The 18,870-nt window shown below is 65.1% G+C and carries 17 protein-coding genes; 14 read left to right on the plus strand and 3 right to left on the minus strand.

The window, feature by feature from the left end; genetic code table 11:
* Positions 1 to 5: 5 nt before the first annotated feature.
* The 8 genes from AC3A4Z_RS08015 (at position 6) to AC3A4Z_RS08050 (ending at position 9,421) form a co-directional block, all read left to right on the plus strand.
* The gene (locus AC3A4Z_RS08015) at positions 6 to 1,028 is read left to right on the plus strand and encodes a sugar ABC transporter substrate-binding protein (RefSeq protein WP_498711086.1); all 1,023 of its coding nucleotides are present in this window, start codon (positions 6 to 8) and stop codon (positions 1,026 to 1,028) included.
* Between the two features lie 94 nt (positions 1,029 to 1,122).
* Positions 1,123 to 2,649, plus strand: coding sequence for a sugar ABC transporter ATP-binding protein (locus AC3A4Z_RS08020; protein WP_498711087.1), 1,527 nt, complete (start codon positions 1,123 to 1,125; stop codon positions 2,647 to 2,649).
* Between the two features lie 10 nt (positions 2,650 to 2,659).
* Positions 2,660 to 3,643 carry an ABC transporter permease gene (locus AC3A4Z_RS08025; protein ID WP_498711088.1) on the plus strand — a complete coding sequence of 328 codons (984 nt, stop codon included), beginning with the start codon at positions 2,660 to 2,662 and terminating at the stop codon, positions 3,641 to 3,643.
* Between the two features lie 80 nt (positions 3,644 to 3,723).
* The gene (locus tag AC3A4Z_RS08030) at positions 3,724 to 5,043 is read left to right on the plus strand and encodes a hydantoinase/oxoprolinase N-terminal domain-containing protein (RefSeq protein WP_498711089.1); all 1,320 of its coding nucleotides are present in this window, start codon (positions 3,724 to 3,726) and stop codon (positions 5,041 to 5,043) included.
* Positions 5,040 to 6,122 (plus strand): DUF917 domain-containing protein, encoded by a 1,083-nt coding sequence (locus AC3A4Z_RS08035; RefSeq protein WP_498711090.1) that lies wholly within the window; start codon positions 5,040 to 5,042, stop codon positions 6,120 to 6,122. Before AC3A4Z_RS08030 ends, AC3A4Z_RS08035 begins: the two co-directional genes overlap by 4 nt.
* Entirely contained in the window at positions 6,115 to 7,662 is a 1,548-nt protein-coding gene (locus AC3A4Z_RS08040) for a helix-turn-helix domain-containing protein (protein WP_498711091.1), read from the plus strand. Before AC3A4Z_RS08035 ends, AC3A4Z_RS08040 begins: the two co-directional genes overlap by 8 nt.
* Positions 7,646 to 8,101, plus strand: coding sequence for a GAF domain-containing protein (locus AC3A4Z_RS08045; RefSeq protein WP_498711092.1), 456 nt, complete (start codon positions 7,646 to 7,648; stop codon positions 8,099 to 8,101). The genes AC3A4Z_RS08040 and AC3A4Z_RS08045 overlap by 17 nt, the downstream gene beginning before the upstream one ends.
* A 33-nt stretch (positions 8,102 to 8,134) precedes the next feature.
* Positions 8,135 to 9,421: a metal-dependent hydrolase family protein gene (locus tag AC3A4Z_RS08050; RefSeq protein ID WP_498711093.1), complete on the plus strand. Its 1,287-nt coding sequence runs from the start codon at positions 8,135 to 8,137 to the stop codon at positions 9,419 to 9,421.
* Here AC3A4Z_RS08050 and AC3A4Z_RS08055 read toward each other — a convergent pair.
* Together AC3A4Z_RS08055 and AC3A4Z_RS08060 are read right to left on the minus strand one after the other, a co-directional pair.
* A complete protein-coding gene (locus AC3A4Z_RS08055; RefSeq protein ID WP_498711094.1) occupies positions 9,412 to 9,942 on the minus strand; it encodes a class F sortase in 531 nt (176 codons plus the stop codon). The two genes, AC3A4Z_RS08050 and AC3A4Z_RS08055, sit on opposite strands and share 10 nt — an antisense overlap.
* Positions 9,943 to 10,213: 271 nt before the next feature.
* A complete protein-coding gene (locus tag AC3A4Z_RS08060; RefSeq protein ID WP_498711095.1) occupies positions 10,214 to 11,419 on the minus strand; it encodes an ice-binding family protein in 1,206 nt (401 codons plus the stop codon).
* 352 nt (positions 11,420 to 11,771) lie between these two features.
* Between AC3A4Z_RS08060 and AC3A4Z_RS08065 the strand changes: the two genes are divergently transcribed.
* Together AC3A4Z_RS08065 and AC3A4Z_RS08070 are read left to right on the plus strand one after the other, a co-directional pair.
* Positions 11,772 to 12,128 (plus strand): DMT family transporter, encoded by a 357-nt coding sequence (locus AC3A4Z_RS08065; RefSeq protein WP_498711096.1) that lies wholly within the window; start codon positions 11,772 to 11,774, stop codon positions 12,126 to 12,128.
* Positions 12,125 to 12,445: a DMT family transporter gene (locus AC3A4Z_RS08070; RefSeq protein ID WP_498711097.1), complete on the plus strand. Its 321-nt coding sequence runs from the start codon at positions 12,125 to 12,127 to the stop codon at positions 12,443 to 12,445. Before AC3A4Z_RS08065 ends, AC3A4Z_RS08070 begins: the two co-directional genes overlap by 4 nt.
* Positions 12,446 to 12,543: 98 nt before the next feature.
* On the opposite strand, the gene AC3A4Z_RS08075 is transcribed toward AC3A4Z_RS08070, so the two are convergent.
* Entirely contained in the window at positions 12,544 to 12,741 is a 198-nt protein-coding gene (locus AC3A4Z_RS08075) for a hypothetical protein (protein ID WP_498711098.1), read from the minus strand.
* A gap of 435 nt (positions 12,742 to 13,176) precedes the next feature.
* Between AC3A4Z_RS08075 and AC3A4Z_RS08080 the strand changes: the two genes are divergently transcribed.
* The 4 genes from AC3A4Z_RS08080 (at position 13,177) to bsaP (ending at position 18,685) form a co-directional block, all read left to right on the plus strand.
* Positions 13,177 to 14,580, plus strand: coding sequence for an MFS transporter (locus tag AC3A4Z_RS08080; RefSeq protein WP_498711099.1), 1,404 nt, complete (start codon positions 13,177 to 13,179; stop codon positions 14,578 to 14,580).
* A 202-nt stretch (positions 14,581 to 14,782) separates the two neighbouring features.
* Positions 14,783 to 17,074 (plus strand): catalase/peroxidase HPI, encoded by a 2,292-nt coding sequence (katG, locus tag AC3A4Z_RS08085; RefSeq protein ID WP_498711100.1) that lies wholly within the window; start codon positions 14,783 to 14,785, stop codon positions 17,072 to 17,074.
* A 322-nt stretch (positions 17,075 to 17,396) separates the two neighbouring features.
* Positions 17,397 to 18,461 carry a biotin synthase BioB gene (bioB, locus tag AC3A4Z_RS08090; protein ID WP_498711101.1) on the plus strand — a complete coding sequence of 355 codons (1,065 nt, stop codon included), beginning with the start codon at positions 17,397 to 17,399 and terminating at the stop codon, positions 18,459 to 18,461.
* Positions 18,458 to 18,685 carry a biotin synthase auxiliary protein BsaP gene (gene bsaP, locus AC3A4Z_RS08095; RefSeq protein ID WP_498711102.1) on the plus strand — a complete coding sequence of 76 codons (228 nt, stop codon included), beginning with the start codon at positions 18,458 to 18,460 and terminating at the stop codon, positions 18,683 to 18,685. Before bioB ends, bsaP begins: the two co-directional genes overlap by 4 nt.
* Positions 18,686 to 18,870 lie beyond the last annotated feature (185 nt).

An 18,870-nucleotide genomic window follows, 5' to 3' on the forward strand; every position in this document is an offset into this window, starting at 1 on the left:
TGACCGTGAAAATCACCAAACGTCCAGCCGCAGCAATCGCCCTCATGAGCCTCGCCCTGCTGACGTCGGCATGCTCCCCGCCCGCCCAAAGCAGCACCACAGAAGCAGCGGCTGCCGGCGCGGACCAGAAACTCAACGTTGGATTCTTTGGTTTTGCCAAGTCCAACGGCTTTGCCCAGGGCACGTACCTCGGAGTGGAGCAGGCGGCCAAGGCCAACAACGCCAGCGCAACCTTCGTGGACTCCAACTTCAGTGCCCAGACGCAGGTCCAGCAGATCCAGGATGCCGTCACCTCCAAGCAGTTCGAAGTGATCGTAGTCCAGGCAAATGACAACCAGGCCCTCATCGCACCTTTGACGCAGGCCGTACAGGCAGGCATCACGGTGGTGGTCGAGTTCTCGGTCATCGGGCCAAAGTTCGACACCGTCGAGCCGCAGGTTCCCGGTGCCGTCAGCATCGTGGACCTGCCCACCCGCAACGGCAAGGTGCTCGGCGAGATGGGCAAGGAAGCCTGCGCCACGGTGCAGGGCGACACCTGCAAGGTGGCCTACCTTGAAGGCTTCAAGTCCCTGCCCCTGGACAACGCCCGGACCGATGCCGTGAAGGCGGAACTGGCCACCGATCCGAAAATCCAGCTCGTGGCCAGCGTGGAAGGCGGGTACACCCAGGACAACGGCCGCCAGGCATTCCAGAACGTCTCCCAGGCCAACCCTGATGTTGACGTCGTCATTGGTGCATCCCAGGCCATCACCGGGGCCGCCGCAGCCGCCGGGAACAGTGACATCAAGTTCATCGGCAACGGTGCCTCCGTTTCCAACGTGGAAGCGGTCCGGTCCGGCAAATGGTTCTCCATCTACGTCAGCGACGTCGTGGCCAACGGCGCCAAGGCCACCGAACTGGGGCTCGCCAAGGCCCGGGGCAAGCAGGTGGAAACTGCCATCGACGAGGCCAGCCTGTCCCCCAACACCGGCAAGGGCACCAAAGAGGCACTTGATGCCCTGAACTACGTCTCAAAGTACTCGGACTAGTCCAGCCCCTCCCGGGCAAACCCGGGGCCGGAGCCTGACCGCTCCGGCCCCGGCGGCCCTGGCCCTAAAGTCCCTTCCATCTCCAGAGGTCAACATGGCTATACAACAGTTGGAAAAGCGCGAGCATGCCAGCCGGAGGACCGCCCCGGAAATCACCGTCTCCGGAATCGGCAAACGGTACGGTGCAACCACCGTGCTGCAGGACGTCACCCTCTCGGTCACGCCCGGGGAAATCCACGGCATCATGGGGGAAAACGGCGCAGGGAAAAGCACCCTGCTGAAAATCCTGGGCGGTGCCATCATGGCGGACTCCGGCACCATGGAATTGGACGGACACCCGGTCAGGATCACAACACCCCGAGATGCCATCTCCCAGGGGATTTCCCTCATCTCCCAGGAACTGGCACTGATCCCCAACCTGTCGGTGCTGGAGAATGTCTTCCTGGGCCGCTGGTCGAACAGGGGGAGCCTCCTCCGCCGCAACAAGGACGGCGAGCATTTCGCCCGGCTGTTGGAAGAAACCGGTTTTGTCCTGGACCCGCGGGCAACCGTGGGGAACCTGCCCATCGGCCAACAGCAGCAGGTGGAAATCCTGAAGGCGCTCGCCCGCGGGGCGAAGGTGCTGTGCATGGACGAACCCACGGCGGTGCTCAACGAGGCCGAGAAGGAAAAACTCCTCCAGGTCATCAAGAGGCTGGCCCAGACCGGGACCACAGTCCTCATCGTCTCCCACTACCTGGAAGAAGTCCTGGAGTTGGTTGACCGGGTGACCATTCTGCGCGACGGACAGCACATCATCACCGAGGACGCCGCCGGCCACACGCCGGAGTCGCTCGTACGGCTGATGGTGGGCCGGGAGGTGGATTTCCTCCTCCCCGAAGTTCCGCAGGTCCAGTCCGAAGCTGAGACGGTTCTCCGGGTTGATGGATTGACCAGTGCCAAGGTCAAGGACATCTCCTTTGAGGTCCGCAGCGGCGAAATCCTGGGCATCGCCGGGCTGGTGGGCAGCGGCCGCAGCGAAACCCTGCTCGCCGTTTTCGGTGCAGACCGGGCCACCGGCGGCCACGTCGAAATCAACGGCCGCCGCATCCGCGCCGGCTCCATCAGGGACGCCATCAAGGCCGGTATCGCGCTCATTCCCGAGTCGCGGAAGGAACAGGGCCTGGTCATGTCCCGGCCGGTCGCCGAGAATATCGCCCTCTCCACCCTGTCCCAACGCTCATGGGCCGGCTTCGTCAGCGGAAAGCGGGAAAAGGCGGCCGTCAAGGACGTCAGCACGTCCGTTGACCTGCGCGGCGCCCGCCCGGGACAGCCCATAGCCAACCTTTCCGGCGGGAACCAGCAGAAGGCGCTTTTCGCCAAATGGCTGTTGAACCCTCCGGCGGTGCTGTTGGTGGATGAACCCACCCGCGGAGTGGACATCGCCGCCAAGGCCCGCATCCACAGCATCATCGTTGAACTGGCTGCAAAAGGTACCGCAGTCATCGTGGTCAGCTCCGAGCTCGAGGAAGTGCTCGGCCTGTCCCACCGTATCCATGTCATGAGGCACGGGCGCATTGTTGCCGAGTTCGACCGGAACGCCTCCCGCGATGAAGTCATGACTTCCGCTTTTCTGAAATAGGTGAATCCAAATGACAACAACGTCAGTTGCCGTGCCCTCGACGGCAGAGAAAAAATTCAATCTGAACCTCAAAGATTTCGGGATAGTTTTTGGCCTGGCCGCCATCATGCTTTTCCTGGCCCTGAACACCGGAACATTCCTCACGGGCCGCAATTTCATCAACCTGTTCGACCAGGCCGCCGTGGTGGGGCTGCTCGCCGCGGCAGCCACGCTGTGCATCATCAGCGGGGTCTTTGACCTCTCCTCAACCGCCACCCTCGCGGTCTCCGCTATTTCGGGCGTGATGCTCACCCAGCACTTCGGTGTTGCGGCCGGTTTCTTCGGAGCTTTGCTGGTGGGCGCCCTGCTGGGGACTATTACCGGGCTGATCGTGGTCAGCACGAAGGTCAACTCGTTCATCGGGACGCTGGCGGTGAGCATCATCTACCGGGGCCTGGCGATTGTGATCACCGGCGGCGCGATTGTCGCACCGCTGCCTGACCAGCTCGTCTCCTTCCAGACCTGGACCTGGCCCAGCCTCTTCGGCCTCACCGCCGGCTCGGTATTGATGCTGGCGATGACCACGGTGCTGGGCATTGTTCTCTGGCGCACCACCTTCGGCCGCAGGATCTACGCAGTAGGCGGCAACCAGGAAGCTGCCCGCCTCAGCGGCATCCGTACGGGGTCAATCCACGTTGCGGTCTTCGCAATCAGCGGCCTCTGCTCTGCAATGGCCGGGATGATCCTGGCCTCGCGAGCAGGCTCGGCGCAGCCGGCCATGGCCATCGGCATCGAGCTCACCGCCATCGCCGCCGTAGTCATCGGCGGCACCAGCATCCTGGGCGGGCAGGGCGCCATGTGGAGGGCCTTCGTGGGAGTCATGATCCTCACCGTCATCAGCAACGGATTCAACCTGCTGCATTGGGATACCACCTACCAGCAGGTGGTCACGGGCGTCCTCATCCTGGTCGCGGTCGCAGCCGACGGATTGTTCTTCCGCAAAGCCGCCAGATGACCGTCCAGGGTGGACCCTAGAGATATGGCAAGGACAGGCTGGGCAGGGGCCCGGCAGGACATTGAACAGGAGGCCCGGCAATGCGGATAGGACTGATGCTCCAAGGCAGCAGTTGCCGGGCGCTTGTCCTGGAGGGACGTTCCGTCGTCTCCGTGGCCGAACAGCGGCAGGCCGGCAGCCTGGCCGAAGCGCTTGACACCGTACTGTCCTCGTTGCGCCTGCAGTTCGGAAACCGGATCACGGACGTAACGGCCGACGTCGGACGCGTCCTCGCCGCGGGGCGGCCGGGGGACGTCGTCGCTGTCCGCATTTCTCCCCGTCCTCCGGCTGACCAGTTCCACAACATCAGGCTGCCGGCGGGCATTGAGCCCGCAGTCACCAGGACCGTGCATGTCCGCGGCGGCCACGACCTGCGGGGACGGCCGCTGGCGCCGCTGGATCTGAACGCCTTCCTGGTGGAATTGCCCGCCATCGTCTCTGGAGGCTTGCGGAATGTTGCCATCACCGCCGTCGGGTCCACCGCCTCCCCCGAGCACGAAACCCGCATCGCGGATGCCATCCTGTCCAACAACAGCGACATGCGGATCAGCATCTCCAGTGAGTTCTACTCAAGCGTGTTCCGCGACCGTGACTACACCGCCGTCCTTAACAGCGCCCTGATGGAATCGGGCGAAGAGCTGGCAGCAATGCTGGAAGAGGCCGGGCAGCGCCACTTCCCCACCGCCGCCCTGTCCTATGCCAGGAACGACGGCGGCCGGGCACCCCTTGCGCGGCTGGCGGTTGCCCCCGTGCACGGTCTCCGTCCGGAACCCGCCATGGCCATCCTCGGCGCGGCAACGCTGGGCGGGCTGTGTGACGGCGAAGTGGTGGTCTGCGCGGATGAGGGAGTGAGCGTGGGCACCATGCGCGGCGGCCTCCCCGTTGCGCGCAGCCTTATCCCGCAGGGGTATGAAGCGGGCCTCGCTAGCAATGCCGCCATTATGGAGCCCTACACCGCCAACCATCCGGTCCGGCCCGACATCCCGTCAGTGATCGTCGACGCCCGCACCAGCCAGGTCACCCCGCCTGAATACGGCCTGCTGCCAACAATTCCAGATGCCCGGGACCTGCCCCTCATAGGCTGTGCCGCGACGCCCCTGACGGCGTGGATCGACAGGCTCGATAGGGTCAGCGGACAAGCCGACCTGCAGCGGGTGCAGCACCGGGCCGAGGAGGAAGCCAGCTCGGCTGCGGTACAGCTCGGCGCGAGCCCCGCGGATACCCGCATCATCGAGTCAAACGTCTTCGCCATGCCCTACGGGAACCCCGGAATTGTGCGTATCCGGGTCCAGGCTGCGGGTGGGACTTCCAGCCCTGAAGAACAAGCGTTGGCCGCACAGGCCATGGGAGCCACAGCATGAGCAGCGTCCTCACAGCCGAAGACGTAGGACATCTCCGGACCGGTGCCCATTTCCTGGCCTGCGCCATCGATCCCACCGCCATCCACATCTACGCAGGCATGATCCAGGAGGCAATGCAGAACCGGTCTGTGGAGCTCATCAGCGTCGATGAACTCGCTCCGGAGGACCTCGTAGTGGCAGTGGGCATGGTGACCCAAGGCCTGTTCATTGCTGACATGCCACCGGTGGGTGACGAGTTCACAGGCTGTATTGAGGCAATCGAAACCAGGCTCGGCCGCAAGGTTCGGGCCATCTATTCACTCGCCGCTGCCAACATCAACGGAATCATTCCGCTGATGGTGGGGCTGCAGTCCTCCCTTCCCGTGATCGACTCCGATCCCATGGGGCGGGTCTTTCCCCTCATCAGCCAGACCACCTTGAACATCGGCGGGGTCGCCATCGGCCCCATAGCACTCATGGGGGTAACCGGCGAGCGCGCCGTGGTGGAGGCAGGTGATCCGCAGCGCGCCGAGACGCTGGTCCGCGCACTCGTCACCGAGCTGGGCGGTTGGGCCGCCACCGTGATGTACCCCTGCTCTGCCCGGGAGCTGGCAGAGCACGGAGTCCACGGCTCCATCAGCCGGATGATCCGCATAGGTCAGATCCTCGACGCCGGCACCTCGGCGGAGAGCAAATTCCTGTCACTTGCCGACCTCCTGGGCGTGACACGGATTGCCCGGGCGCGGGTGAGCCACATCGAAGGCCTCTCCCGCCCTACTGACCTGGGACTGCCGGCGCAGCCCTCCAGTGTGACCCTGGAGGATGAAACCACCGGACAGATCATCCGGCTGGAGATCCAGAACGAGATTCTGCTGGTGCTCGTGGACGGTGCCGTAGCGGCGGCCGTCCCGGACATGGTGACGCTGCTCAACTCCGAGCACGGCTCTGTGGCCAGCCTTGACGACCTCAGGGTAGGCAACGTGGTGGATGTGCTCAAACTCAATGCCGCGCCGCAATGGTATTCGGAAGCGGGCCTGGACCTGGCTGAACCGGCTGCGTTCGGCATCCCCCTCAAGCATCCGAGGCGGCGCAGTGGCTAGGTCGATGAAGGACACCCGGCTCGACGTTGCCGGCCTGCTGGCGCACGGGTCGCTGCGCGGCACCACCCCGCTGTACCTCACCCCCACCAGCGCCCTGATTGAAAGCGTGGTCCTGGTCTCCCAGCTCGAGGCGATCCAGCGGGTGCGGCCGAACACGGTTGTGGTCCTCTCCGCAGAAATGGGCTCGGGCGGCTGGCTCGTCTCCGCCGCGCTGAGGCATGCCTGGGAGCGGCGGGCCAGCGCCGTCGTGGTGGCCGGAAGCACATATTCCAGCGCGGTGACCGGCCTGGCTGCACGGCTCGGCATCACCCTTTTGGCTTCGGAAGGAAACCCCGCCGGAGTCGCGTTGGCCTTGGCCGCCGAAATCGGTGCCGCCCTGTCCGTCGTGGATGCCGAGCTCGCCCGCTTCGCGCGCGCCGTGGCCAAGGACAGTACGCTCACTGACGTCCTCAAGACCATCTCCGGGGAACTGGACGGCGTGGGCGTCTCGCTGGAATACGACGGCGTCGTCCTGGCCTCAGCGGGCACGGCACCGCGGGATCCGGCAGAAGTCATCACGGTTGATGTGGGCGTTGCCAACGCCGCCGTCCCTTCCGCCCTTACCGCGCGCGTGCCCGCCTCCGGCGTCCTTAACCTGCGGCTGGTCCGTTCGATCCTGGAGGTGGCTGCCCCTTCCGTCAAGGCCGCATGGTTGTTGGGCAACTCGCGGGACGCGGGCCGTGCTGTTCCCACTGCGGCACTGGCGGGGCTAAGCCAAAGCCCGGGTTCTTCCGGCGGAGCCTTCGAGGAGGACCACCGGCACCTCCTCTCACAGTTGGGTTGGCGCCGGCACGAACGCTATGCGGCCGTCTGGATCTGCCCCAGCGGCATCCACGCGCCAGGCAGCGACCTGACGGCGGTGCTGAGGCTGCTGTGGCGGAAAGTCGCTGCACGCAGTCCCCTGGCGGAGGTCGACGGCGGCTGGCTGGCACTTGTTCCGGCCGCACACGAGGCAGTTGTGCCCCAGCTTGAGCTCCGGCTCAAGGCACGGCTCCAGCCTGCCCTGGCCGAGCTGGGCCTGGTGGCCGGCCTGTCCCGCTGGGCGGAAGAGGCTCCGCCGCTTCCGTCCATCATCCAGGAGGCGCGACTGGCTGCTGTCTCCGCCCGGTCAGCGGGACAAGGCACAGTCCTGGGCTTCGCCGGCCTGGGCGTGGCTGCGGCCACTGCGTTCGTCGACAAAGACTCCGTGGCACTGGTGGCTGAGCTGACCCTGCCGCGGCTGATGCGTTCTCCTGACCGGGAGGCGGTAGTGGCTGCGGTAGCAGCCTTCCTTGACCACCACGGCTCGGTCAGTCTCGCAGCGGCGGCACTCGATGTGCACCGGAACACCCTCCAGGCCCGGCTGGGCCGGGCACGGGAACTGGGCGTCCCGTTGGACAATCCAGCCGAGTTGCTGTCCGTCCACTTGATCCTCGACGTGTTGCGGGCCGCAGTACATGAAAAACAAACTTCCAAAGATCCCCACGAAACCAGAAAGGACTCCCATGAGTTCCCAGTTTGAATCCTTCGACGACGTCTACGCCTCCGCGCAGGACACTGTCGGCGTCCGTCTCTTCACCGCCTCCGTCATTGCCGACGAAGGCAGCAGCATGGCGCGCGTCTACACCACCCACCCCGAGGTCTACCCGGTTGGCGGAAAGAAGACCCTCGCGGGAGATACCAATCCGGTGTGGTTGGAGCAGGTCCTGATCGGCCAGCAGCCATTCCTGGGCGCTGACCGGGAAGCGGTCAGGGACTTCTTCTTCGACTCGGCAACCATTGAATCGCTGGGGTGCGGCGCGATTGTCAATGTTCCGGTTGTGAGCGGCGGCCGAACCATCGGCTCCATGAACTTCCTGGCGCCCGAAGGCAGCTATGACAAGTCCTCGGTGGAGGCCGCCGTCGAGGTTGCGAAGCGCTCCGTCCAGCTCCTCGAAGACGCCCTGGCAGCCACCAGCTAGCGTGCGCCCTGCGACAGGAAGGAAACACAGCACATGATCCCCAACCTTCAGGGAAACCTGACCATCCGGAACGCCAGGATCTTCGACGGCGAATCACCCGAACTTATCGAGGGCTCCATCACTGTCCGCGATGGCAGGATCACCGCCGTAGGCGACGCCGAAGAAGGCAGTGAAGCGGCGCCTGCCGCCGGAACTGTACTCGACGCGGGCGGCCGGGTAGTAATTCCCGGCCTCATTGATGCGCACTTCCATGCCTACGCGCTCAGCCTGACCTCGGCCGTCAACGAGACCGGGCCGTTGAGCTATTCGGCGCTGGCCGGTGCCCGCAGGCTTGAGGCGGCGCTCGGCCGGGGCTTCACCTCCGTCCGGGACGTGGCCGGGGGTGACATAGGCCTGGCATCTGCCATCGAGGAAGGGCTGTATCCCGGTCCCCGCTACTTCTTTACCGGTCCCGCGCTCAGCCAGACCGGCGGTCATGGCGACATCCGCGCTGCGAACGATGGCAGCTGCTTCCATGGCGGCCACATGTGCGAGGTGGTGGACGGCGTCGAGGACTTGCTGCTGGCGGTGCGCCACCGGTTCCGGACCGGAGCCACTGCCATCAAGATCATGACCTCCGGAGGAGTGATCTCCCCGGTCGATCCCATCCGTGTGCCCCAGTACACCGCAGCCGAAATCCGCGTGATCACAGAAGAGGCATCGCGGCGGGGCAGCTACGCCACCGCGCACGCCTACTCGCCGGAAGCCATCAGGCATTCCGTGCTGAACGGGGTCCGCTGCATCGAACACGGCAACCTGCTGGACGCTGAAACGGCCCGCCTCATGGCTGAGCACGACGTATACCTGGTGCCCACGTTGGTAACGTACGACGCCATGGGCCGCCGCGGAGCAGAAATTGGATTGACGGAGGTGGGCACCGCCAAGAACCAGGAAGTACTGGCCGCCGGCAAGAACGCCGTCACGCTGGCGCGCGACGCCGGAGTCCGGATTGGTTTCGGCAGTGACCTCATGGGTGAGCTTGAGGATGAACAGCTGGCCGGGCTTCGCCTGCAGTGCGAAGTGCTGGGCGTCTACGACGCACTCCGCTCGGCGACGTCGACCAACGCGGCACTGCTCCGGCGCGACGACCTGGGACGCATCGCGGAGGGGGCCTGCGCCGACCTGGTGATTCTGGACGGCGATCCTTTCGAGGCGCCCTCAGTACTCTGGGACGAGAGCCGGAACCGCACCGTCATCAAGGCTGGCCAGGTTGTCACTGCCGGCGGCCTTCCCACCGGCCTGGAAGCGATGGACAAGGAGGTCAGCGGCGCTCACGGCTGACTGCTTGGGCTGGCCTGGATGATGATGTTCGTTCCCCACAGGTCTTCGGTGAAGCAGGTGATGAGAACAAGACGCCCCGGGACCTTGTCCCAGATGGCACTGGCCTTCAAGGTGTCCTTGTACTCCGTGGTGATTTCATCGACGGTGAAGACCAGGGGTCCTTGGGACGTGGTCACGGTCAGTTGATCGCCAGGTTTTGCTCTGGAACTGATCTCGTTAAAGGGGGAAGGACGGCCCTCCCAGCTGTGCCCGACGATGTAAGTGGTATTCGTGGACCCGGCACCGGGGACACCGTACGGGGTAAGCCAGTAGGCGTCAGCCGTGTGGGGAGGAACGATGGAGCCGAGGCTGGCCTCCCGCTCCGTCGGGGACAGCGGAAGGACGGCCTGATTCATCCCCACCGCCGCGTAGGTGATGTGAAGCGGCGGCGAGGCCGTAGCCTCCTCCGCGAGCGAACCGGCCGGCTGGCCGGCGTCAAGCGACCCCGGCCCAGGATTGACTGCTGGGGCCGGGGTTTGCACCGGGGCTGGACTGGAAGTAGTCGGACCAGCCGGCAAACTGGATTGCGGCGGAAGTTCAACACTTAGTGACTCTGGCACTCCACCTGCCAGGAGTACTGCGGCGAGGGATATCCCTCCTGCCAGCGCGAGGCCAGCCGCAACACCTCCAACCATCGTTGCCCTTAGTTTTCCGGGACCGGCGCCTTTGCCCGGTGACCAACGCTCCCCGTGATGCATTGGTCCGGGCAGGCGGCGGTGCCGGGCTTTTGGAGCGTGCCCCCGCCGCAAGCTCCTACTCCTGGCTGCTGCGGCGCCTGCCCGGCACCACCCTGAAGGCGAATACGATCACAGTGGTGATTGCAAGGCCGGCAATTACCAGGCCGAGGGCAGCCGCGCCGCCTCCCTGCAGGGTGTTTGCCGCCGTGTCAACGTTCGTGCCCTGGTTTCTTCCGCCGGCTCCCGTCCCGGCGAGCGGCGCTGCCGCTGCAGGGGCAGACGATTCGATGGCGCCGGAAATCGGGCCGTTGAGGATGGTTCCAGCGGCACTTGTTGTGGCAGTCGCCGTCGGGTTTTCCGTGGATGTTGCAGTGGCTGTTGCTGCTGCGGACCCGGGAGTTGTTGCGGTCGCTGTCCCGCCTTGCGTGGTTGTTTCCGTCGGGGTGGCAGTCACCGTCTCCGTCGGGGTCACGGTCTCCGTCGGCGTACCAGTGGTGGGCGGCGTGGTGGGCACAGGTTCGCAGCCAGGGTTGGTAATCACGTTCGTATCAAGGGAGACCTGCCCGTTACGGGCGAGCACCCGCCCCTCCACCCTTGCGTTGGTCTCCGCCGTTATCGAGGTGAGCGCAAGAATGGTCCCTTTGAAACTCGATGCTGTACCCAGGGTGGCCGAACTGCCCACCTGCCAGAAAACATTGCAGGCAAGGGCACCGTTGGTGAGGATAACGCTGCTGGCAGACGCGGTAACCAGAGTGGAAGCCACCTGGAAGACGAATACTGAATCGGGGTTTCCTTGACCGTCCAGCGTTAACTGCCCGCTGAGGGCCAATGAACTGGTGGACCTGTAGACACCGTCTGTCAGGGTCCGGCCCGCAAGGTCCCCTGCAACGCTGGTAGTCAGCGGCTGTCCCGCAGCCTCGTTATAGGCGATGGTGAGATCCGACTGCGCTTGCAAGGCCACCGCATCCGCTGCGTGCTTGCTCCCAGCTGCAATGCCCGGCGGGAACCCCGTGATGGCTGTCCCCGGACTGACGCCCAGGTCCCCTTGAAGTGTGGTTGGACCGGTGTTGGTCACTGCCGAGCCGGCGAGCACGGAGTATGAGGCCGCCGTGCCAAGGCCTACGGAGGTGGCCGCAAATGCCGGCGACTGCTGCCATACCAAGGCAATCGCGAGGAGGACTACGCCGGTGGCACCACCTGCCGTTGCTGCTGCCCTGCCACGCCCTGGCGCCTCCGGTGTGAGCCGATGTGACCCGTTTTGTTGCGCAGACCTGTGTTGCATGGCAGTTCCTTCCCCCAGCGGGCAGATGCCCAAAACACTGCCTGACAAATTGTGAGGGAGCGATACCGGGCGACACTACGCCTCAATCGCCGGTCCACCTAGGGCCTCCGCAAACTCGAAGACGCCCGTCAACAGGAAACAGAGCCGCCGTTCTTGCTTGAAAACCCTATCTTGCCTAGTCAGGGGGCTAGGGGGCGTGTTCATTGCCGTGCAAACTCCGGCAAAAGATTATTCAATTCGCCGGACATGTCCGTCGTGAGGCGTAGAGGGCACGCGAGGCCAGGGAACATCCCGGGCAACCCCGCCGTTGCAAACACGGGGACCAAGCCCCACCGAATCAAGGATTGTTTACATGAAGTGGATTCTTCTCGCCGGCGCCATCCTGAGTGAGGTGACGGCGTCGCTTTCCTTGAAAGCGGCCCTGGATAATCCTGTCTTCTTCATTGTGGTTGTGGTCGGCTACGCCGCTTCCTTCGGGTTCCTCGCGGCAGTCCTCCGCAAAGGCCTCGGCCTCGGCGTCGCCTACGGCATCTGGGCGGCCCTGGGGGTAACACTCACGGTGTTGCTGGCCGCCCTCATCTTCGGCGAAGCGCTGACCCCAATGATGATGGTCGGCGTCGCCATGGTCATCGGCGGCGTCCTCTGCGTTGAACTCGGTTCCCACAAAGAACCGGCCATGGAACCGGAGAAAGAAATGGTGGGCTCATGATGTGGCTGCTGCTGGCCGGAGCCATCCTGACCGAGGTGACCGCCACCCTGTTCCTGCGGGTCGCATCCACCGGCAAGCGCCGCTGGTACATCCCTGTCGGCGTCGGGTACGTCCTGGCATTCACCCTCCTCACATTGACCCTGGACCAGGGGATGAGCCTCGGCGTTGCCTACGGCATCTGGGCGGCTGCCGGCGTGGCACTGACCGCCGTTGCCAGCCGCGTCTTCTTTAAGGAAACCATCACACCCGTCATGATGCTTGGCCTCGGCCTCATCATCGGCGGCGTCCTGCTCATCGAACTCGGCGCAGCGCACTAAGGCAGGAAACATCCCGACGGCGCTTGGGCAGTTGCGGCTGCGGCATCAGACAAGGGGGCGGCTCCGGGCCTCCGGCCATACGCGTTCCGCCGGAGGGACTAGTACGTGCCGCCCGCGTCCGGCTCAATGGCCCAGGCGAGGCGGTGAAGCGCACTTGCCATCCGGCCGCGGAGGGCGGCCCGGCGGGACAGCCCGGACTTTTGGGCGCGGACCCTTCTCGGAGCACGCGGGAGCGCGCTGGTGGCAGTATCGTCATTCCTCGCAAGGAAGAGGGCTACAACGCTGGAACCGTCCATAAGTCATGTCCTGGGATGTCTGAAGGTCTTCACGCCGGGCGGGAAGATTGGATTTTGGCAGTGGGGTCCGGGGCTGCAGGCCCAGCGGTTGAACGCCGGCTGTGTTGCGGCCATACTCCGGGGGGTGCGGATTTGGAAGCGGGATTGGCAGTCAGGACTCGGATCCGCCCTTTGATTATTCGATGCTGCGGGGAGTGCCGGAAAATTGGTTGACTCACTGTTACGCGAAAGGCGTGAAGGTTCCCCAGGGGCGTGGCCCATGGCTGCCTTGCCCGCTTCGCCCGCGTTGACGTAACGGGCGTCACCATCATATCCTTGATGAATCGATTCAAGGGAAAGGGCTTTCCAGGGCTTTTGACCCTTCAAGGTCACGTCGACCATCCGGAACCTAACAGCTCCGGTTCCTTGCCAATGACGACGAAGGAATTCATCAGAATGAGCACCATCCCCCGTGAAAGCCGCCCCGTCCCGGATGCCAGTGCCGGCACGCGGGACCCGAAGAAAGCCGCGATGAGCGGCTGGATCGGCAGCGCACTCGAGTACTACGATTTCGCCCTGTATTCGCTGGCCGCCACGCTGATCTTCCCCGCCATCTTCTTCCCGTCCGAGAACAAGACAGTGGCCATCATCGCCTCGCTGGCAACCTACGCGGTGGGCTACGTTTCCCGTCCGCTGGGCGCGGTTGTCCTGGGCGCATACGGTGACCGGCACGGCCGCAAGCAGGTGCTGGTCTTTGCCATGCTGCTGATGGGCTTCGCCACCTTCGCCGTGGGACTTCTGCCCACGTACGGGCAGGTGGGGGCGCTGGCACCGATCCTCCTGGTGATCCTCCGCCTGATTCAAGGGTTCGCCGTCGCCGGCGAACTGGGCGGAGCCAGCGCCATGATCGTGGAGCACTCCCCCGATGCCAGGCGCGGCTTCTTCGCAAGCTTCAGCCTGCAGGGCACACAGGTGGGCTCCATCCTTGCCACCGCCGTACTGCTTCCCCTCGCCGCCATCCTCCCCGCCGACCAGTTCCAGTCCTGGGGCTGGCGCATCCCGTTCCTGCTCAGCGCCTTCGTTATCCTGGCCGGCTACTTCATCCGGCGCCGCGTGCAGGAGCCGCCGGCCTACCTGGCACAGACCGAAACGGGCAAGGCAAAGCCCCGCTTCCCCCTCGTAGACCTCGTGCGCAGCCACCCCTGGGTCCTGGTCCGCTGCGTCGTCATGACGTTCACCAACGTGGTGGGCATGGCGACGCTCATCTTCGGCGTCTCCTACGCCACCCAGGAGGGCTACGGCAACGGCTTCACCAGCAGCGAATTCCTCTGGGTGACACTCATCGCCAACGTGGCCGCCGTGCTGACCATCCCGCTGTTCGGCGCACTGTCGGACAGGATTGGCCGGCGGATGCTGATGGTGGCCGGCGGCCTCGGCGGCGGCGTGCTGGCCGGCGGATACCTGTGGGCCATCGAGCAGGGAAGCCTGGTGCTGGTTTTCGTCTGCATCGTGATCGTCCAGGGCATCTTCTTCCAAATGTGGAACGCCACCTTTGCCACGTTCTTCCAGGAGCAGTTCCCCATGCGGATCCGTGTCACCGGTTTCGCCGTGTCACAGAACTTGGGCCTCATGATCGCATCGTTCTTCCCGAGCATCTTCACCGCGATTGCTCCCCCGGGATCCACCAACGTCCCCGTGGTCATCGGACTGGCCACATTCGGCATCTGCGCCGTCGCGGCGCTGGCTGCCATCCTCTCCCCCGACACCAAGGGCAAATCGCTGCATGACCTCGAGGCGCACAAGGCTGATGCTGAAGCCTCAGTGCCCGCAACCGCCCGTGAGGGCGTGACGGCGCGGTAACGGATGCCACCCTGGGCGGGCTGACTTGAGCGGCAGCCCAGGCAAAGCGGCCGACGGCGGGACGTCCCGCCGTCGGCCGCTTTCGTTAAGCGCTGGTAACTTCCGGCCGGGCCTCTCCCGGTGCTCCCGCTCGTGGTTACATAGGAGGGTTGAACCGGCTGCCCGAGTCCGACCACGGCCTCGGCCATAGGGAAGGAAGCACATGACCGATCGACAGGACCACCCTCCGGTCCCCACCCCGGGAAGCGCCCAAGGCCTGGACAGCAAGGTCGAGGGCGGATGCCCGGTGGATCACGGCAGTGTCACCTCGCACGGCAGCGAGAGTGAAAACCCCGCTATTGACTCCCCGCAGCCCAAGGGACACCGGCCGCGGACGGTCGCGGATTGGTGGCCCAACCAGCTGGACCTCTCGGTGCTCCACAGCCATAACCCGAAGGGCAACCCCCTGGGGCCCTCGTTCAATTACCGCGAGGAGTTCCAAAAGCTCGATGTCGAGGCCCTCAAGCAGGACATCACCGAGGTCCTCACCACCTCCCAGGACTGGTGGCCCGCGGACTTCGGCCACTACGGCGGCCTGATGATCCGGCTGAGCTGGCACGCTGCAGGCACCTACCGCGTCCACGATGGCCGTGGCGGTGCCGGTGACGGCAGCCAGCGCTTCGCCCCGTTGAACAGCTGGCCGGACAACGCCAACCTGGACAAGGCACGGCGGCTGCTGTGGCCGGTCAAGCAGAAGTACGGCCAGAAGCTCTCCTGGGCCGACCTGCTGGTCCTCGCGGGCAATGTGGCCCTCGAGTCCATGGGCTTCAAGACCTTTGGCTTCGCGTTCGGCCGTGAGGACGTCTGGGAGCCCGAAGAGATCTTCTGGGGGCCCGAGGACACCTGGCTGGGCGATGAACGCTACATCGGCGAAGGCCAGATGTCCGAAGAAGTCGGTTCCACCGAGATGGGCTTGATCTACGTCAACCCCGAGGGCCCGATGGGCAACCCGGATCCGAAACTGGCGGCGTCGTTCATCCGCGAAACCTTCAAACGCATGGCGATGAACGACGAAGAGACCTTCGCGCTGATCGCCGGCGGCCACACCTTCGGCAAGACCCACGGCGCCGGTGACGCCGACGCCCACGTAGGCCCCGAGCCGGAAGGCGCCGACCTCGAAGCCCAGGGGCTGGGCTGGCTCAGCACCTACGGCAGCGGCAAGGGCGGCGACACCATCACCTCCGGCCTCGAAGTCACCTGGACGGACCGGCCCACCCAGTGGAGCAGCCGCTTCCTGGAAATCCTGTTCGAGTACGAGTGGGAGCTGGTCAAGAGCCCGGCCGGAGCGCACCAGTGGGTTGCCAAGGATGCTCCGGAGATCATCCCGGACGCGCACGACCCCGCGAAAAAGCACCGGCCCACCATGCTGACCACGGACCTGTCGCTGCGCTTCGACCCGGTCTACGAGGAGATCGGCCGGCGCTTCCTGAAGAACCCGGATGAGTTCCAGCTCGCCTTCGCCAAGGCCTGGTACAAGCTGCTGCACCGCGACATGGGACCTGTCGGGCCGCACATGCTCGGGCCCTGGGTCCCCGAAGCCCAGCTGTGGCAGGATCCCATCCCTGCTGTGAACCACGAGCTGATCGGCGAGCAGGACATCGCTTCGCTCAAGGCAAAGCTCCTGGATTCGGGCCTGTCCGTCTCCCAGCTGGCCAGCACCGCCTGGGCATCGGCGTCCACCTACCGCAAGACCGATAGGCGCGGCGGGGCCAACGGTGCCCGCATCCGCCTGGAGCCCCAGAGCGGGTGGGAGGTGAACGAGCCCGAGCAGCTTTCGACGGCGTTGCAGGCCATCGAGAGAGTGCAGCAGGAGTTCAACTCCGCCCAAGGCAACGGGCAGGTTTCGCTCGCGGACTTGATCGTCCTCGGCGGCTGTGCCGCGGTGGAGAAAGCCGCGAGCGACGCCGGGTTCCCCGTCACTGTGCCGTTCCGTCCAGGCCGCACCGATGCCGCCCAGGAACAGACCGACGTCGAGCAGTTCCAGTACCTGAAGCCGCGCGCGGACGGATTCCGGAACTACGTGCGCCCCGGCGAGAAACTCCAGCCGGAGACCCTTCTGCTGGACAAGGCGTACCTGCTGGACCTCTCGGCGCCGGAAATGACGGCCCTCATCGGCGGCATGCGTGCCCTGGGCACCAACGTGGGAGGTTCCAGCCACGGCGTCCTCACCGATAGGCCGCAGGTCCTGACGAACGACTTCTTCGTCAACCTCCTGTCCCCCGGCACCAAGTGGAAGGCATCGGAGTCGGAGGAGAATGTCTACGAGATCACCGATGTTGCCACCGGCGAACTGAAGTGGACGGCGACGCCGGTGGACCTGGTCTTCGGTTCCAACTCCCAGCTCCGGGCACTGTCCGAGGTTTATGCCAGCGACGACGCCCGGGAGAAGTTCGTCAACGACTTCGTGGCGGCCTGGGTAAAGGTTATGGAACTGGACCGCTTCGACCTGAAGTAAGCCTCCCGCAGTAAGGCAACCTCCGGGCCGGCTGCACTGCGCAGCCGGCCCGGACGCTCTTCCATTCCGTTAGCTCTAAACGCATTTCGCGCGGTTTGAGGAAGCGGGTTAGTCTGACGTTCATGGCGCATGGCCCCGGAGGTCCCCGAGGACTTGTGGCAGAACCTGCAGGAGCGCGGCTGATTCCGGCCTGACCTGCGCCGACAGAAGCCCGCCGCACGCCTCACCAAGAAAAATCTTGTTGAATCCCTCCAAAATGGGGCCGCCCGCGGAGAACTAGCGTCTGCTGTGAGGAACTTCCACGGCAAACATAAGGACCCCAATGACGATCCCGGCGAACGTACCCACCGGCCCGAATTCCGCGAGCGCCGGCACGGGCCACCATAACAGCGCGTACCGGATCCTGGAGACCGCCCGCCGGCAGGTTCTCGAGGACGGCATCGGCCTGACCCAGGCCCAGCTCGAAGAGGTCCTTCGCCTTCCGGACGAGGCGCTTCCCGCCGCCCTCGAACTCGCACACCAGGTCCGGCTCCGGCACTGCGGCGAGGACGTGGAGGTGGAAGGCATCATCTCCATCAAGACCGGCGGCTGCCCCGAGGACTGCCACTTCTGCAGCCAGTCCGGCCTGTTCGACTCCCCCGTCCGCGGCGTCTGGCTGGACATTCCGGAACTCGTCAAAGCCGCCAAGGAAACCGCCGCCACCGGAGCCACCGAGTTCTGCATCGTCGCGGCTGTCCGCGGCCCCGACATCAAGCTGATGAACCAGATCAAGTTCGCCATCGACCGCATCAACGAAGAAGTGGACATCAACATCGCCTGCTCCCTGGGCATGCTCACCCAGCGCCAGGTGGACCAGCTCAAGGACTGGGGCGTCCACCGCTACAACCACAACCTCGAAACAGCGCGCAGCTACTTCCCGGAAGTCGTGACTACCCACACCTACGAGGAACGGCTGGAGACCTGCGCCATGGTCAAAGACGCCGGCATGGAGCTGTGCTGCGGCGCCCTGATCGGGATGGGCGAAAGCCTGGAGCAGCGGGCCGAACTCGCCGCCCAGCTCGCAGCCCTCGAACCGCACGAAGTCCCGCTCAACTTCCTCAACCCCCGCCCGGGAACTCCCCTGGAAAACCAGGGCATCATGGACGGCAAGGACGCGCTCCGCGCCATCGCAGCCTTCCGCCTGGCCATGCCCCGCACTGTCCTCCGGTACGCCGGCGGGCGCGAACTCACCCTGGGCGACCTCGGCACCCGCGACGGCCTGCTCGGCGGCATCAACGCCGTCATCGTGGGCAACTACCTCACCACGCTGGGCCGCCCCGCCACCGCAGACCTGAACCTGCTGGTGGACCTCAACATGCCCATCAAGGAACTCCAGAAGACGCTGTGACGGAGGTTTCCACGCGCTCAACCACCGGGGACTTTTGCGGGCACTGCGGCGAGGCGGACGACGGCGGCGAAGGCCCGCCGTCGTCCGCTCACCAAGGCTGCCGCGAGCGCCTGGCGATGGAGCCTCCGCGGTACTGCCCGGTCTGCCGGCGACGCATGAAAGTCCAGGTGACACCGCTGGGCTGGACGGCGGAGTGCGCCCGCCACGGCATGTTTGCCTCCTAGGCAGCCGGACCTACGGCGGCCATTACAGAGTGCTCACGCTCAGCCCTCGACCGGGGGCTGCGGAATATCTAGACTTGAAAGCGCTGGATCTAGTGCGCCGGAAAAGCCCTTGACCGGGGGCGGTGCAGCTGCGGCCCATCTCAGACTCGTGACATCTCCTTGGCGGCGCCGTGAAATCGTCTTTA

It is taken from the genome of Arthrobacter sp. Soil_C_49 (genome assembly GCF_057656635.1).